Origin of the sequence: Clostridioides sp. ZZV14-6009, assembly GCF_020658095.1 — a bacterium.
GTDB lineage: Bacteria > Bacillota > Clostridia > Peptostreptococcales > Peptostreptococcaceae > Clostridioides.
On record NZ_JAGWDG010000024.1, the window covers coordinates 1 to 17349 of the forward strand.

The 17349-nt window shown below is 29.5% G+C and carries 17 protein-coding genes; all 17 read right to left on the minus strand.

What is annotated here, in order from left to right; genetic code table 11:
• Window positions 1–198 precede the first annotated feature (198 nt).
• Window positions 199–393 (minus strand): hypothetical protein, encoded by a 195-nt coding sequence (locus tag KGF36_RS18400; protein WP_227483267.1) that lies wholly within the window; start codon window positions 391–393, stop codon window positions 199–201.
• Window positions 394–701: 308 nt separating this feature from the next.
• Complete coding sequence (gene lysS / locus KGF36_RS18405; RefSeq protein ID WP_227828677.1) at window positions 702–2234, minus strand: lysine--tRNA ligase; 1533 nt, start codon at window positions 2232–2234, stop codon at window positions 702–704.
• Between the two features lie 14 nt (window positions 2235–2248).
• Window positions 2249–2728, minus strand: coding sequence for a transcription elongation factor GreA (greA, locus tag KGF36_RS18410; protein WP_227828676.1), 480 nt, complete (start codon window positions 2726–2728; stop codon window positions 2249–2251).
• A 108-nt stretch (window positions 2729–2836) separates the two neighbouring features.
• The gene (gene dusB / locus KGF36_RS18415) at window positions 2837–3805 is read right to left on the minus strand and encodes a tRNA dihydrouridine synthase DusB (RefSeq protein ID WP_227828675.1); all 969 of its coding nucleotides are present in this window, start codon (window positions 3803–3805) and stop codon (window positions 2837–2839) included.
• A 136-nt stretch (window positions 3806–3941) separates the two neighbouring features.
• Window positions 3942–4712 (minus strand): type III pantothenate kinase, encoded by a 771-nt coding sequence (locus tag KGF36_RS18420; RefSeq protein WP_227437521.1) that lies wholly within the window; start codon window positions 4710–4712, stop codon window positions 3942–3944.
• Window positions 4713–4730: 18 nt separating this feature from the next.
• A complete protein-coding gene (locus KGF36_RS18425) occupies window positions 4731–5321 on the minus strand; it encodes an ECF transporter S component (RefSeq protein ID WP_227483268.1) in 591 nt (196 codons plus the stop codon).
• 196 nt (window positions 5322–5517) lie between these two features.
• The gene (locus KGF36_RS18430; RefSeq protein ID WP_227828674.1) at window positions 5518–6477 is read right to left on the minus strand and encodes a P1 family peptidase; all 960 of its coding nucleotides are present in this window, start codon (window positions 6475–6477) and stop codon (window positions 5518–5520) included.
• Window positions 6470–7447 (minus strand): biotin--[acetyl-CoA-carboxylase] ligase, encoded by a 978-nt coding sequence (locus KGF36_RS18435; protein WP_227828673.1) that lies wholly within the window; start codon window positions 7445–7447, stop codon window positions 6470–6472. The genes KGF36_RS18430 and KGF36_RS18435 overlap by 8 nt, the downstream gene beginning before the upstream one ends.
• A 317-nt stretch (window positions 7448–7764) precedes the next feature.
• Window positions 7765–9735: an ATP-dependent zinc metalloprotease FtsH gene (ftsH, locus tag KGF36_RS18440; protein ID WP_227828672.1), complete on the minus strand. Its 1971-nt coding sequence runs from the start codon at window positions 9733–9735 to the stop codon at window positions 7765–7767.
• 33 nt (window positions 9736–9768) lie between these two features.
• Window positions 9769–11157: a tRNA lysidine(34) synthetase TilS gene (tilS, locus tag KGF36_RS18445; RefSeq protein ID WP_227828671.1), complete on the minus strand. Its 1389-nt coding sequence runs from the start codon at window positions 11155–11157 to the stop codon at window positions 9769–9771.
• A 182-nt stretch (window positions 11158–11339) separates the two neighbouring features.
• On the minus strand, window positions 11340–11768 hold the full coding sequence (locus KGF36_RS18450) for a DUF1934 domain-containing protein (protein WP_413841545.1): 429 nt from the start codon (window positions 11766–11768) through the stop codon (window positions 11340–11342).
• Between the two features lie 17 nt (window positions 11769–11785).
• Window positions 11786–12592, minus strand: a complete 807-nt coding sequence (murI, locus tag KGF36_RS18455; RefSeq protein ID WP_227828669.1) for a glutamate racemase — start codon at window positions 12590–12592, stop codon at window positions 11786–11788.
• Between the two features lie 201 nt (window positions 12593–12793).
• On the minus strand, window positions 12794–13300 hold the full coding sequence (locus tag KGF36_RS18460) for a cell wall hydrolase (RefSeq protein WP_227828668.1): 507 nt from the start codon (window positions 13298–13300) through the stop codon (window positions 12794–12796).
• A 31-nt stretch (window positions 13301–13331) separates the two neighbouring features.
• Window positions 13332–13991, minus strand: coding sequence for a stage II sporulation protein R (gene spoIIR, locus KGF36_RS18465; RefSeq protein ID WP_227828667.1), 660 nt, complete (start codon window positions 13989–13991; stop codon window positions 13332–13334).
• Window positions 13992–14126: 135 nt separating this feature from the next.
• Window positions 14127–14807 (minus strand): GntR family transcriptional regulator, encoded by a 681-nt coding sequence (locus KGF36_RS18470; RefSeq protein ID WP_227828666.1) that lies wholly within the window; start codon window positions 14805–14807, stop codon window positions 14127–14129.
• Window positions 14791–15681 carry a 4-(cytidine 5'-diphospho)-2-C-methyl-D-erythritol kinase gene (gene ispE / locus KGF36_RS18475; protein WP_227828665.1) on the minus strand — a complete coding sequence of 297 codons (891 nt, stop codon included), beginning with the start codon at window positions 15679–15681 and terminating at the stop codon, window positions 14791–14793. The genes KGF36_RS18470 and ispE overlap by 17 nt, the downstream gene beginning before the upstream one ends.
• A 117-nt stretch (window positions 15682–15798) precedes the next feature.
• Complete coding sequence (locus KGF36_RS18480; protein WP_227437546.1) at window positions 15799–17349, minus strand: DUF3794 and LysM peptidoglycan-binding domain-containing protein; 1551 nt, start codon at window positions 17347–17349, stop codon at window positions 15799–15801.

Genomic DNA, 17349 nt, shown 5'->3' on the forward strand with positions numbered 1-17349 from the left:
TTTCAAAGTTCATTTTTCATGTTTGCCCTTTTCTTAAGGACAAGTAATACTATATCACCTTAAAAATAATTCGTCAATACTTTTTTTGTTTTTTATTTTAAAAAAGGTTATAGCTCTTTGTTTTTTTTAATACATTTAACTAAAACTAACAGATATAACCCTTGATATTACAAGTAACACATGCATATACAGTTTTTCCTATTTTGCAATTTTATTTTCATAAGAATATGAGTTAGCTCTGACTCTATCTGCCCAAACATTTATACTCTTAACTTTATTAACCTTAGTTGTACTTTCAAATATATCCATTGCATCCTTACAAAAATATACCATAACATCAAGAACTAAAAATCCAATACAAACTAAACATAAAAAATCAATTACTTGAAACATCACACATTCCCCCAATAATTTTTTATATATAGTATTCTCAAAACTTATTCCTTTTTCCTTCCCAAAAATTACTTTAAATATTTTCATAATAAATTACTTTCAATCATATTTTCTAAATATAAAGTTCCAATCAACAAAAACTAATATCAGTTTGTAACGTTTGTTGGTAATTTATAAATTAAATACATGAAAATTTTTTTAGAATATATAAAAAGCATTCTACATTGACATTTTAAATAAAATAAAGCTATTTATTGATAATTTAATAGCTCTATTCTATTTAAAACTTAGTAGAATGCTTGTATTTTTTATTTTTCTTCTTCTTCTTTATTTTGATTATTATCAATAGGTTTCATAGTTGGGAATAATAATACGTCTCTTATAGATGGAGAATTAGTTAATAGCATAATAACTCTATCTATACCTATTCCTAGTCCACCTGTAGGAGGTAAACCTACTTCTAATGCTTTTAAGAAATCATCATCCATTTCAAAAGCTTCATCATCTCCTAATTCTCTTTTTCTCAATTGGTCCATAAATCTTCCTTTTTGGTCAATTGGGTCATTAAGCTCAGAAAATGCATTAGCTAATTCCCACTTATTAGCAAAAGCTTCAAATCTATCAGTTCTTCTTGGGTCTTCAGCATTTCTCTTAGATAATGGAGATACTTCAACTGGATGATGTGTTATAAATGTTGGTTGGATTAATTTATCTTCTCCAAACTCTTCAAAGAAAGCATTTATTACTTCCCCTCTTCTCATTCCAGGTTTTATTTCTATGCCTTTTTCTCTAGCAATTTCTAATGCTTCTTCATCTGTATTTATTGTAGAAAAATCTACACCAGAATATTCCTTCACACAATCTTCCATAGTCATTCTCTTCCAAGGAGGTGTAAAGTTTATTTCTGTTCCTTGATAGTTGATTATCATGCTTCCTGTAGCAACTTCAGCCATATGTGCAACAACATTTTCTGTTATCTCCATCATATCAGTGTAGTCTGCATATGCTTGATATAATTCTATAGCCGTATATTCAGGATTATGTTTTAAATCCATACCTTCATTTCTAAACATTCTTCCCATTTCATAAACTTTATCAAATCCACCAACAATAAGTCTCTTTAAGTATAATTCGTTTGCTATTCTTAAATACATTGGTATATGTAAAGTGTTATGGTTAGTTATGAAAGGTCTAGCATTTGCTCCACCCGCTATAGTATTTAATATTGGAGTTTCAACTTCTAAAAATCCTCTGTCATCTAAATATGCTCTTAATGCTTTTAATGCTTTCGTTCTAATTAAAAAAGCATTTTTTACTTCTGGGTTCACTATTAAATCAACATATCTTTGTCTATATCTTAATTCTTGATCTTTTAATCCATGGTATTTTTCTGGTAAAACTTGTAAAGATTTGCATAATAATACTACAGATTTAGCCTTTACAGATATTTCTCCCTTTTTAGTTCTAAATATTTCCCCTTCAATACCAATTATATCTCCAATATCATATGTTGAAAATACACTATATTCTTCTTCCCCTATAGCATCTAATCTTACATAAGATTGAATTCTTCCTTCTTGGTCTTGAATATCTATAAAACCAGCTTTACCTTGTATTCTCTTGCTCATTATACGTCCTGCTACTTTTGTAGTTTGACCTTCAAGAGCTTCAAAGTTATCTTTTATTTCCATAGAATAATGAGTTCTATCATATCTACTTTCTTTAAAAGGGTCTCTACCTGACTCTTGTAATTTTTTTAGTTTATCTCTTCTTACTTGAAGTACTTCACTAAGGTCTTCTTGAATTTGTGCTTCTTCATTGCTTTGTTGATTATTTTTCATTTTTTTCCTCCAGATTATCTTCTTATTTCTAATATTTCAAACTTAGCAACTCCATCAGGAACTTGCACTTCTACAACCTCTTTAGCAGCTCTTCCTAAAAGCGCTTTTCCTACAGGAGATTCGTTTGATATTTTACCGTCATATGGGTCTGCTTCTGTTGAACCAACTATAGTATATTCAACATCTTCATCAAATTCTAAATCTTTAACTTTAACTATTGAACCTATTGTAACAACATTAAGGTCTATTTTGCTTTCATCTATGATAACAGCTTTTCTAACCATATTTTCTAATTTTAAGATTCTTTCTTCAACTTGTGCCTGTTCCTTTTTAGCTTCATCATACTCAGCATTTTCAGATAAATCACCAAAAGATATAGCAACCTTTATTCTCTCTGCAACTTCTTTTCTCTTTACAACCTTTAAATTCTCTAATTCTTCTTCTAATTTATCGTATCCCTCTTGTGTCAATAAAAATTCTTTATTCTCTTCCATTATAAATACAACTCCTTCACAAATTTCTTAGGAATTTTCCTAATTATATTTTAAAATTTTTATAATCTTTTTTTAATTTATGCGCTATATTATAAGTCACTATTATTTTTATGTCAAGGAGTCTTCCATATAGTACTCCAATTTCGACACAACTTCTTGATAGTCTTCTATTTTATTAATTTCATCTCTCAGTCTTGCAGAGTTTCTAAGACCTTTTAAATACCAAGCGATGTGTTTTCTCATTTCCCTTACAGCTACATACTCTCCATGTTCTTCTACTGCAAGCTTTAAATGTTTAATGGCAGTACTTATTTTTTCGTTAAGAGTTGGCTCTGGTAAAATCTCGCCTGTATTCATATAATGGTTTATTCTTTTAAATATCCACGGGTTACCCTGAGCACCCCTACCTATCATTATAGCATCACAACCCGTTTTGTCTAACATATTTATTGAATCTTCTATTGTAAATACATCACCATTTCCTATAACAGGTATATTTAAATTTTTCTTAATATCTGCAATTATATCCCAATCTGCTTTACCTGTATAATATTGCTCTCTCGTTCTTCCATGTATTGCTAAAGCACTTATTCCACAAGCTTCTGCCATCTTTGCTATCTCAACAGCATTTATATTATTATCATCCCATCCTTTTCTTATTTTTAAAGTAACTGGTTTCTTTGAATTCTTCACTACCGCCTTTAATACCTGCTCTGCAAGTTTAGGATTTTTCATAAGTGCTGAACCATCCCCATTTTTAACTACTTTTGGAGCTGGACATCCCATATTTATATCAAGGATTTCATTTGGATATTCATTCATTATTTCTGCTGCTCTTCCCATAAAATCTGGTTCAGAACCAAATATCTGAACAGCTACAGGATGCTCTTCTTTTTCTATCTTAAGCATTTTTTTAGTATTTTCATCATCATAGCAAAGTGCCTTACCATTTATCATTTCTGTATATAAAAGTCCACATTCTTGTTCTTTACAAATTAATCTAAATGGAAGGTCTGTTACCCCTGCCATAGGTGACAGAAAAACTTTATTTTTTAATTCTAAATTTCCTACTTTCATCGTTTTTCTCCTATATTTTCCTTTGTTTTTGTGATTTTATTTCTAAATCTGCATTTCCTCATTATAATATACCACATAACACTAAAAAACTATCATAAAAAGGGAATTGGATATATAATCCAATTCCCTGCATTAATTATTCTTGGTTTTTTTCATATATTATTCTTAATCCTTCTAGCGTTAAAAAACCATCTACATAATCTATACTTTTTGTTTCTGAAGCAATTAGTTTAGCTAGTCCACCTGTAGCTATAACCTTAACATCATCACAATTTAATTCTTTTTTCATCATATTTATTATTTTATCAACTAAACCTACATATCCATAAATTATACCAGATTGCATAGCTGATACAGTACTTTTACAAATAGTCATACCTGGTTTTGCTAATTCTACCCTAGGTAATTTAGATGCACTTTGGAATAATGCCTCACTAGATATTTTTATTCCTGGTGCTATTGTACCCCCTAGATATTCACCTTTTTCAGAAATAGCACAAAATGTAGTTGCTGTTCCAAAATCTACAAGTATACTTGGTGCTCCATATTTTTCTATGCCTGCTACAGCATTAACTATCCTGTCTGCTCCAACTTGTTTTGGATTATCATATTTTATATTTAGACCTGTTTTTATGCCTGGACCTACTATCAATGGATGCTTTTTACAGTATTTTATACAAAAATTTTCAAGAGAATGCATAACGTTTGGAACTACAGATGATATTATTACATCATCAATAGCATTTATATCCACATCATCATACTTAAATAAGCTACTTATTAGAATTCCATATTCATCAGATGTTTTTTCCTTATCTGTTTTAATTCTCCAATAATTAACTAACTTGTCACCTTTATATATACCTAAAACCATATTAGTATTTCCAACATCAAATACTAGAAGCATATGTCATTAACCTTCTTTCTATTTTTTGCTTTTCTTAAGTACAGCAGCAACGGCAGCTACTACTAAAGCTCCTACTATTGCTTCTGGTACTCCATTTGCTGCGGCAAGAGCCATTATAACCTTTCCTGCTGAACCATTTTGACCCATTGCTTGAAGATACTTGTCAGCATATAAAACATATATCATTCCTAAAACACCAGCTGTATTTAACAAAGAACCTACAGCTCCTGTAATTAATCCAGATATGTATACCTTACTTGTAGCATTGATTATTAGTTGATATACATAATAAGCCAATATACCTATCATAACTCTTGGCAATATTGAAACTAATGGATTTATAAAAACAAAAGATGTTACTGTTGGGTTTACTATAGCGTTTAAAAGACTTGATACTCCAAATATAAAGCCTATTGCTGCCCCAACTATTGGTCCTTCCATAATAGCTCCAATAATAACTGGTATATGCATTATAGTTGCTTTTGTAGGTCCAACTGGAATAAATCCCAATGGAGTCATAGATAGCATAATAGAAATAGCTGATAGTACTCCTATTATAGTCATCTTTCTTACATTTACTTTTCTTACTGATGCACTTGTGTTCATCATAAAAAATACACCTCCGTTCCAGCTCACTAACGATGCCGGACTACTTAATTTTTTGATTTTTCTTACTCTTATTTTTTATCATTATGAGTCAGGCTACTACTTTCAGGATGCCTGCTCTAACAAGAATAATTTTATCAAGACGAGTTGCCATTGTCAACAATTTGACAAGAAAAATATGCTAATTTCATCATATTTCTCATTTTTTTACTATGTCTTTATATGCTATTATATTTTCTACACTATCAGCTTTTTTTACTGCATTTATTATACTTTTTTCCACAGCCTCTACAGCTAATGAACCTAATAACGTTATATCTGCTTCTATTTCACCTTTTGACATTGTGAATATTGTATCTCCATCATGAGGTGTATGGATAGGAAAAATAGCTTTTGCATACCCATCATGACCCATTTGAGATATTTTTTTACATTCAGCTTTAGTCAACTTAGCATTCGTTGCTATAATTCCAATAGTAGTATTATCTATACTAAATCCGCCTTTACTTGCACCTTGTTTCATCAATTTGTATGTATCAATTGTTTCTGTTTTTTTATCATTTAAGGCACCTGCTATAACCTTTCCATCCTCATAAACATCTCCAAGAGCGTTTACAGCAATCAATGCAGATACAATCAATCCATTATCAAGTTTTATAGAATAACTTCCTATTCCACCTTTCATAGCATATTCTTGCCCTCTTATCTTTCCAACAGTAGCTCCACATCCTGCTCCATAATTCCCTTGATTTAAAACAGTTGTATTTGCTACTTCACAAGCTTTATAACCCATTTGTATATCTGGTCTACACTTAAAATCTCCTACTCCTAAATCAAATAAAACTGCGCCCACAACTATAGGAACTTTGCCAACTCCAACATCAAAACCAATTCCTCTCTCTTCTAAGTATCTACTTACTCCACAAGTAGATTCAAGACCATATGCAGAACCTCCTGCTAAAACTACAGCATGAACTTTTTGAACCATATTTACAGGGTCTAATAAATCGGTTTCTCTAGTTCCTGGAGCTGACCCTCTTACATCAACACCACAAGTTGCACCTTCTTCACAAATCACTACTGTACATCCAGTCATCCCTCTTCTATCCTCAACTTGCCCAACCTTTAAACCTTCTATATCTAAAATATTATCATACATATCCCTTTTCTCCTCTTATAGAAACTTCACCCGAAACAATTTCTTTTACACTTCCATCACTACTTTGAACCACTAAGTTACCATCTTCATTTATATCTAAGCATTTAACTAATTCTTTATCATTTCCTTTTAGTACATATATATTCTTATCTATAATCGCAGAATAATCTCTACATATTTTTAGAGTTTCTTCTTTTGAGTTATTTGCAATATAGTCTAAATATAACTTTTCGAATTCAGCCAATACATTTCTGACAATATCTACTCTAGACAATTTGTATCCTTCTTTATACAATGAGGTAGCTTTCTCAGCTATTTCTGGCTCAAAGTCCATTATTTTAACATTTATTCCAATACCAAGAACAACATAATTTGTTCTTTCAATCTCAGCAGACAATTCTGTTAGTATACCACATATTTTTTTCCCATTTAAAATAACATCATTTGGCCATTTTATTAAAGTCTTTGCCCCTAGATTATTTAAAGCTTGTGTTACACTTGCTCCTGCTATTAAAGTTATAAATGGCGCTTTAAACGGTTCCATATCTGGTTTTAGAATAATACTCATCCAAATCCCTTCATGAGGTTTGGAATCCCAAGTTCTTCCTAATCGTCCTTTTCCCATATCTTGATGTTCACTTAAAATCACAGTTCCATCTATACTATTCACAGCCACTCTTTTTGCGTATTCATTGGTTGAATCTACAGTATCAAGATGCTCAATATTCTTACCAATAAACTCTGTTTTTAATTTATAGTAGATGTTCTGTGGACTTAATAAATCAGTTGGATTTTCTGCTAATCTATAACCTTTTTTATTTACAGATTCTATATTATATCCCTCTTCCTTTAGAGCTTTCATATGTTTCCATATAGCTGCACGTGACACACCTAATTGCTTTGACAACTCTTCACCCGAAATAAACTCAGATTTATTATTTAATATAATTTCTATTATCTTCTCTCGCATACTTCACCTCTAATATGACATGATTTCATGACTTATTTTCTTCTAATAAGTAATTATACATTATTAATATATTTTTAATACTACTAATTTTAAAATTCCTTTTTAATATATTATCATAAGTAAACGTATATACCCATACCATTGATTTCCATAATTTAATATTCTACCTAATCTTTGATAAAATCACAAAAAAACTGAAAGTATTAATTAAATTGATATATGCAAATATACTTTGTTTATCAATTTAACATTATACTTTCAGTCTTAATATTTAATCCTTAATAGATAATACTCTTAAAATAATCAATGTTTTAAAATTATTTATCTTCATCAGATTTATTTTCTTGATTTTTATTTATATCAACAACATTGTTTCTTTCTTCTCTATCTTTTTCTAGACTTATAGTTAATTGCTCTTCAGTTTCTTTAGGAGAATTTTCCTCTGTAATTGCATTTTCAATATCATTTAATGGTAATTCTTTATTAAATGCTTTTATAAATTGATCTGCATCTAAAGTTTCATAGATAAGTAGGGCTTGAGCTACATACTCCAGTCTATCCATGTTTTCTTGTAATATACTTCTTGTCTTATCATATGCACCATCAACTATACGTTTTGTTTCTTGGTCTATTTCAAAAGCAACCTCTTCAGAATAATTTCTCTTACTTGAAAAACTATTACCTAAAAATACTTCATCATCACTGTCAAATGACATTGGACCAAGTTTAGAACTCATTCCATATTTTGTTACCATACTTCTTGCAGTAGCTGTAACTCTTTCTAAGTCATTTGATGCTCCTGTAGACACATCTTTTAGCACTAACTCTTCTGCTACTCTACCTCCAAGTAAAACTACTATGTTTTCTTTCATCTCATTTTTAGTAGCATAGAACTTATCTTCAACAGGAAGCTGCATTGTAAATCCTCCTGCTCTTCCTCTTGGTACTATTGTAACTTGATGAACAGGACTTACTTCCTCAAGTATATGAGCACAAACTGCATGCCCGCCTTCATGATATGCTGTAAGTCTTCTTTCTTTTTCACTTATTACTCTTGATTTCTTAGCTACACCTGCTATAACCTTTGTTATAGCTTCTTCTATAGTTTCCATCTTAATTTTCTTTTCTCTTTTTCTAGCTGTTAGTATTGCAGCTTCATTCATTAAGTTTTCTATATCAGCAGGGGTAAATCCTGGTGTTCTTCTAGCTAATACATCCATTTTAACATCATCATTTAGTGGTTTATTTCTTGAGTGAACTTTAAATATAGCTTCTCTACCTTTTACATCTGGTGTACCAACAACTACTTGTCTGTCAAATCTTCCTGGTCTAAGTAAGGCTGGGTCAAGTATATCTGGTCTATTTGTTGCTGCCATGATTATTATACCTTGGTTTACTCCAAATCCATCCATCTCAACTAGAAGTTGATTAAGAGTTTGTTCTCTTTCATCATGACCTCCACCAAGACCTGCTCCTCTCTTTCTACCAACTGCATCGATTTCATCTATAAATATTATAGCTGGAGCGCTTTTTTTAGCTTGCTCAAATAAATCTCTTACTCTTGAAGCCCCAACCCCAACAAACATCTCAACGAAATCAGAACCACTTATACTGAAAAATGGCACTCCTGCTTCTCCAGCAACTGCTCTTGATAGATATGTTTTACCAGTTCCAGGAGGTCCTACCATAAGCATTCCTTTTGGTATTCTTGCTCCTAATTCAATATATTTCTTAGGATTCTTCAAGAAGTCTACTACTTCTTGTAAATCTTCTTTTTCTTCATCCAATCCAGCTACATCTTTAAACGTAACTCTAGTTTTTTCATCATCCTTATGAACCTTAGCCTTTGACTTACCAAAGCTCATAACCTTTCCGCCTCCACCTTGAGACTGATTCATAAATACAAACCAAAGAATTACCATAAAGAATATTAACAGTAATGTAGGTAGCATCTCAACAAACCAAGGTGTAGATGGTTTAGCTTCACCACCAAATGTTAATTTTCCAGCCTTAGCTTGATCTAACACTTCATCTGCCAGTTTATCTCCCATTATTTCTGTTGGAACATATGATTTAAACTTTGTATTTGTATCTTTTATAGTACCTTCTACAGAAGTTTGATTTACAAAGTACAATCTTGATATATTCTCATCGGTTAATTCCCTATATACTTGGGAAAATTTTAAATCTTTTATTTTTTCTGTAGGCTTACCTGAGAATTGAACTATACCTACTATAATTATAAAAACAAGTAGATAAAAACCTGCCCCTTTTAGCAACTTATTCAATATAGAAGCCCTCCTTTCATACATTGCTTTGCCCTATAATTTGTTAAAATTAATTTTTAATACTTCTTTTGTGCTTTCATCAATTTTATAATTCTCACTGATTTTATAATCTCCAACACATATTATTCCTTCACTATCTGTGATTATAGGAATTTTACATCTTTCTTCTCTTGGGATTTTTAAATCTATGAATAAATCCTTCACTTTTTTACTTCCCATAGCAAGTTTTATCTTATCACCTTGCCTTCTGCTCCTTATTACTATACCCCCTTTTACCTTATTAAAATCAAACCCTTTAGATGAATTGTCTAATTTCATACTCTTATACCTATCTATACTCATTACTTGGGTCTCAATAATTTGTTTTAATTCTTTTATTTTTATAAACCCATTACTAGGTATATTGTAATAAAATTCAATTTCCTCACTAACAATTTCCTCATTGGTTAATATTATACTGTCTTTTTTTCTATAAACAAATATATTTCTCGGAAGAGTTATCATTTTATTTACTTTTGAATCGCTTTCTAAAGACATTATGTCCTCTATATGTTTTTGATCAACAAAATTAGTATCTCCTAGTATATGTTTTATAGAATTTCTAAGAACCCTAACTTTGATAGCATCATGTAAGCAAATAAAAGCTTCTAAATTTATGTCTACAAAGCTCTTTTCTTTTATATTTGAAACTTCTCTAAATTTAGCTTCTGCCTCTTTCTCAATATAATCGTTATCACTTTTTAAGCTATTGCTCATCCTCACTATAGATTCTATTACATTTGAATTAAAATTATCCTTCATATATGGTAAAAGGTCTAACCTTATTTTATTTCTAGTGTATATGTTTTCTAAATTTGTTTTATCTATTCTAGGATTTAAATTATAAGCTTTACAATATTCCTCTATATCTATTCTCTCTACATCCAAGATTGGTCTAATTATACAGTTATCTCTAATATAATCAATTCCTTTTAACCCCTTAAGACCTGTTCCTCTCATAATACGCATCATGACAGTCTCAGCTTGGTCATTGAGATTATGACCTATAGCTATTTTGTTAGCTTTAATCTTATCCTTAATTTCATAAAACATTTCATATCTTAGCTTCCTTGCTCCTTCTTCTAATGATAACCCCTCATTTTCACAATATTTTGGTACATTAATAGACTTTACAAAGAATACAATTCCCATATCCTCACAAAGCTTAGATACATATAATGCATCTTTTTGAGCTTCTATTCCTCTTATTTGATGATTTAAATGTGCTGCATATATTTCTATATTAAAATCTTTTTTTAATCTATTTAGTACATGCAATAAACAAACTGAATCAGGTCCTCCAGAAAGACCTAAAACTATTTTATCGCCTTTTTGTATTAAATTATGTTTATTTATAGTACTTAGTACCTTATCAAATATCATATTTATCCCTCTTACACTTAGTTTTATTCACTTTTAAGTATACTTTCTATAAAAAAACGCTAAACCCTTGTATCAATTTTAAGAAATTAAAGTTTAATATAAATATAATAATACCAAATAAATTAAATAAAAGGTAGTTTTTTCACTACCTTTATAAAATTTCTGGAAAATAGCTATAGTTATTATTTAATATCTATGTATATATCTATTTTGTTTCTACCTAAAAATAAATCTTGTATCTTTATATTATAGTCTATTTTCAATTTTATGTGTTCCCCTTCTTGTATATTTATATCCAATTTTCTTGTGTCAATATCAATTAATAAGGTACCTTGTGGGGTTACATATTTTGTAGTACTACTTTCTCCACACTTAAACATCATGGTTGAATTAATAGAACCAAACTTTTTAATACTAACTTCATTTTTAAGTATTTTTATAGTATTAGTTATTTCTATATTTTCTTCTTTTTCCTTGTAAATAACATATATTACATCATTTTTATAAAAAATTTTACCAAAAGCAGTCATCTCTATGGTGTCCATATTTCCTTTTTCATCATATTGTCTAGTATTTATACTTATTTTTACACTCAACGATTTTTCCTCCATAGACTTCTTCATATAAACTAATATTTTTGTATCTCCACTTTTTGAATTTTATCAATTTTTTTCTTTAAAAATTCTTTCGCTATATCTGAAAATTTTTCATGTATATCTGATACATAATATTGATAAATTCCATGAGCTTCTGTGCTATTTATAATATTTCGTTCTTCTAAAATCTTTTTTAAATCTTTAGCTGTCTCTTTAGCTGGATTAACCAATTTTATGTGTTCTCCAACCTCTTCACCTATTGTTCTCTTTAAAATAGGATAATGAGTACATCCTAATACTAAAGAGTCTATATTCTTATCTTTTAATTCTTGTAGATATATCTTTGCTGTTAATTTAGCTACTTCTGTATTTGCCCATCCTTCTTCAACAATTGGTACAAATAAAGGGCATGCTTTATTAACAATTTCTATATTTTTATCTATTTTAGATATTTCTAAATTATATGCCTTTGAACTTATAGTTCCTTCTGTTCCAATTATACCTACAATCTTGTTTTTAGTGGAGCTTACAGCTGTCCTAGCGCCTGCTTCTATAACACCTATTATTGGTATATCATATTTTTCTTGAGCCTCTTTTAAACTTCTCGCAGTAGCAGTATTACAAGCTATAACTATAGCTTTTACATCTTTAGTTTTTAAAAAATTTATAGCTTGAAAAGTATATTTAATTATAGTTTCCTTAGATCTCGAACCATATGGTATTCTAGCAGTATCTCCAAAATATATTATATCCTCATTTGGTAATATCTTCATTATTTCTTTCAAAACCGTCAATCCGCCTAATCCCGAATCAAAAACTCCTATTGGTTTATTGCTCATTTTTATACAACACCTACTTTACATTTTTGTGTTTAACAACATCTTATTTATCGCTAAAATTTATTTTTATATTCACAGTTAATATATTATTACCTAAATGATTATTATAGTTTATTTTAAACAAAAAATAAAGGAGCTATCTCAAATTAGAAAATAATTTCTAGAAAAAGACAACTCCTTTCAGTACTCAAAAATTTAAATTTATTTTGCAAACACATGATTCCCTATTCTCATATATGGATTTAGTCTATTTATCCATTTGCAAGTGGCTATTTCTGGATTCCAGAAATATACTGCTTTATTTGTTGGGTCAGTTCCATAAAGAGCTTCTTTAGCTGCTTTACATGCTGAATCTGTTGGTGTCTTGTTTATTGAACCATCAAGCACAACTGAGAAAGCATTTTTCTGATATATAACTTCCTCTATTGAATCTGGAAACCTAGGGTCCAATACTCTGTTTATTACTACAGCTGCTACAGCAACCTGTCCCTCATAGCTTTCTCCTCTAGCTTCACCTGCAACCAATTTAGACAGTAACATTAAATCATTATTAGATAAATTTATTACTTCCTTCTTTGCTACATTTTGTTCTTGTTTATTTACTTTCTTAACTGTCTCTGTTGGCTCATCTGCAAATACCTCTTTAATAGGCATAAATATATAGGTTAAGGCTAGTAATATAGCTATCAGTTTACTCCACCTGTCCATGATTAAAACCACTCCTTATAATTTTATTTTTTTAAAATTTTTCTTCTAAATCCTTTACTACTTCAATTACTTTAAACTTGATTTTTACTTTACTTGTTTTCTTTGGTGTGTCTTGTTTTATTAGCTTATATTCCTTGTCAGTTAAAACTTCTTTTAACTTATCATCTGTAGATTTATCTATAACACCATTAGACTCATCAACAAAGCATAATGGAGGAAACATAACACACCACCAGTTCTTTCCTTCACCTTTTCCAATTATAATTTTTAGTGCTTTATATTCACCTGCTGGAAGAACTATATTAGAATATTGCTTTGTAGGAAAGTTACTATATTGTATACCTACCTTTACACTGTAATTATATCCATTTTCGAGAATAATATTTTTACTTATTTCTTCCAAATTACTATATTCTTTTTTTATAATAGCTTCACTTTCCTCTATACTTTTTGAGTTTTGTAGCTTTGGCTGTAAATATTTTATTACTTCATCCCTAACTTTTAATTTAAGTTCTTGATCTTCATCTGTATTACTATTTGCTATAACATGAAATCTTATTAATTTATCTTTATAGTCTTTTGATATATTATCAACTTTTTTTACTTCACCATTTATTACTATCGTCATTATTGATATGACTGATATAAGACTTAATATTAATATTCCCAATCTAACCTTAATTTTTCTCATTGAAAAGTCCCCCTCAAGATAAATTTATATCATCAATTATGTCCAATTAAATTTAATTTATTCATAATATTTTTCAATATCAATAAAAAAACTACTTTGAAATGATTATAACCATTTCAAAGTAGTTTTTAAATTTTATAAGTCTTTATTCATCATAGCCTTATCTATCATAAATTGCTCTGCTTTTTCTATATGCTCTGTAGCATATTTCTTCGACAATTCACTATCACCTTTGATTATGGCATCAAGTAAAAATCTATGTTCTTCAACAATATTAAGTGATGAGTCGTAATCAGACATATAAGTAACTCTAAACCTATACACTTGTTCCCATAAGGAGTTTATCAATTGGATTAATTTTTTATTGTTTGTTGCTTTAAATATACATTCATGAAATTCTACATCTTGTTTCAATAGTGCATCTAAATCTGATTCTAAAATGCTTTTTTTTAACGCTTCTGATATATCTTTAAGTTTTTTTATATCATCATCACTAATTCTTTCAGCAGCAAGAGACGCTGCTAAACCTTCTAAGCTTGCTCTTACTTCTAATACATCTAGAAGATCCTTTAAAGACATATTTGCTACATATGCACCTTTTCTAGGTAACATAACAACTAAACCTTCTAATTCAAGCTTTCTTATTGCCTCTCTTACTGGAGTTCTACTTACGCCTAATTGTTCTGCTAGTTGTACTTCCATCAGCCTTTGACCAGGCTTTAATTTCCCTTCTAAGATTGCCTCTCTTAAATTTTCGAAGACTACATCTCTTAATGGCTTGTAATTATCCAAGTTTAGTTTAGTTAAATTCTCCACAAATTTCAACCCCTTTTTGACTGCTGTTAACAACATATACCTGTTTATATTTTTTTAATAATTCTTTTTTTCCAATTAGAGCGTCTTCTTTACTTTCAAATAATCCAAAAACTGTAGGACCACTGCCACTCATCATAGAACCTAAAGCATTATTTTTCATCATAACTTGCTTTATATTATTTATTTCTTCATATTTACTTATAGTAACATTTTCAAGAACATTTATCATATTTTCTGATACAGCTCTTATATCTTCTGAATTTAAACACTCCATCAAATATTTATTATTGGGTCTTTTTTTAATATTATTCAAGTCTAATCCTTGATAAACTTCTTTTGTAGAAACAAATAATTCTGGTTTACATATTAAAATACTTATATCACATGGTAAACCTTTAATATCTGTTAGTTTTTCTCCAACACCTTGAGCTAAAGCAGGCCTTCCTGATATACAAAATGGAACATCTGCTCCTAAATTAAATCCTATTTCTTTTAATTCATCTTCAGATAACTCAAGTTTCCATAATTCATTTAATCCTACTAATACTGCGGCGGCATTGGAACTTCCTCCAGCCATCCCTGCTGCTACAGGAATATTTTTTTCTATGAATACTTCTACACCTTTTTTTATATTAAATTTATTCTTAATTATTTTGGCAGCTTTATAAACAATATTATCTTCATCTAAAGGAATATCTAAACTAGTGCTTTTTACCTTTATTTCATCTTTATCTAATCCTTTTATTTTTACTATATCGTATAAATCTATCGTTTGCATTATCATTTCAACAAAATGATAACCGTCTTGCCTTTTTCCTAAGACATCAATGGATAAATTTATTTTTGCTCTGCTCTTTAGTTTTATAAAATCCATTCTATCCTCCTTGTTTAAAGAATAATGCATCACTAACAATAATATTATACTACAAAAAATAAAATAATAGGGTATTATAATACCCTATTATACTTAATTACTTTAAATTTTTTAATATTAATCTACTAATACGACTTTTTTTTCTAAAATAAGACACTTACCAGGCTTAATTGCTTCGTCAAGTTTTATATCATTAAGTTCTGCAATTTCATTTTCTGTTGTATTGTATTTTTTTGCAATATTCCAGAAAGTATCTCCTTCTTTACATATATATACAATTATACTTGGGGCTTTAGATAAATCATACACACCTTGATCTTCACCTTTAACAATAAAGCTTTCTGCCTTTTTATCTAATGCTTCAGTAAATCTTTTGATTTTTATAACTAAATCTATTTGGTCTCTATTTAAATCAACTTCAATTTTATCAATACATGCTGTATTAAAAACAGATGCTGTATCAGTTAAATTATCCATCTCTATATCATGCTCAAATGGAATTTCTTCACTAATTTTATAAACTAACTTTAGCCCTTCAACTGGAATAAATAAAATTTCAACTTTTATAATCCCTTGTATAATACTTTTATTTCCTTCAATGTAGCTATTTTCTATAGACATAGTTGGACAAACGCTTACAATATCTTTTATTTGTATATCATCATTATCATTTCTTATTCCTTCTCTAACCATAAATGTTTCTTCACTATTTCTCAAAGTCTTATTTAGTTGAATAGGTTTATGGTCAAATTTTATTATCTTTTGAGGAGAGTATGCATCTTGTAATACCTCTCTTGTCACTTCATCTGTAACTTTTACCTTGCAACAAGCCATACAATCTATTTCTAATAGACCTGTATTACTTTCACTATTTTGTTTAAAAATATGATTAAAGTCTGACATGGACAATAATACTTCCTCAGTCATGCCATCACTCACTCCAGGAACTTCTACAAACTGAGTAAACTCTATACCCACTCTATCTAACTCTACAAGTTCACCCTCATATGTACAAGCCAATGGATTTATTTCTAACACTCCACCAATAATAACCTTATTATCAGTTACTCTACTTTCTTTTACTTTAACACAAGGATTTAAGCTTATTATAGATTGAATTTCTTCTGTATTTATAGTTATAGTGTCTCTTATAGAACTTTCTGCTTTTTCTATTCCCACTATATCTTGAAAACAAATTTCCTTTCTATGCTTTTGTATGCCTTCTACCTGTGCTACATCCTTTACAATATCTAATCTTTGTTTTTCAAATAAACTTCCTCTTATATTCATAAGAGCTCCTACTTTAATCTTTCTCTCATTCATTATAGTGCAGTCCATATGCTCTACCTCTGAAAATAACATGTATTCCATATCTTGCATAACATTATCTTTTTCTATTACTTCGTTTATATCCACTTTTCCATCTACATTAGAAACAGTATTTTTATCGTCTGCGATGTAAATTACGTTGTAATTAAAACTTCCTCTACAAAGTATCTTTCCGTCTGCTATCTCAATTTTTTTAAGTGATATGTAACCCTCAGTCTTTACAATCTCATATACATCTAGTTTCTTGTCTGGCACTACTGCTTCTGCCTCAATAAATGTTTGAAATTTCCCAAAGTCTATTCTATTGTCAATTTTAATTACATCTTTAATTAATTCCAT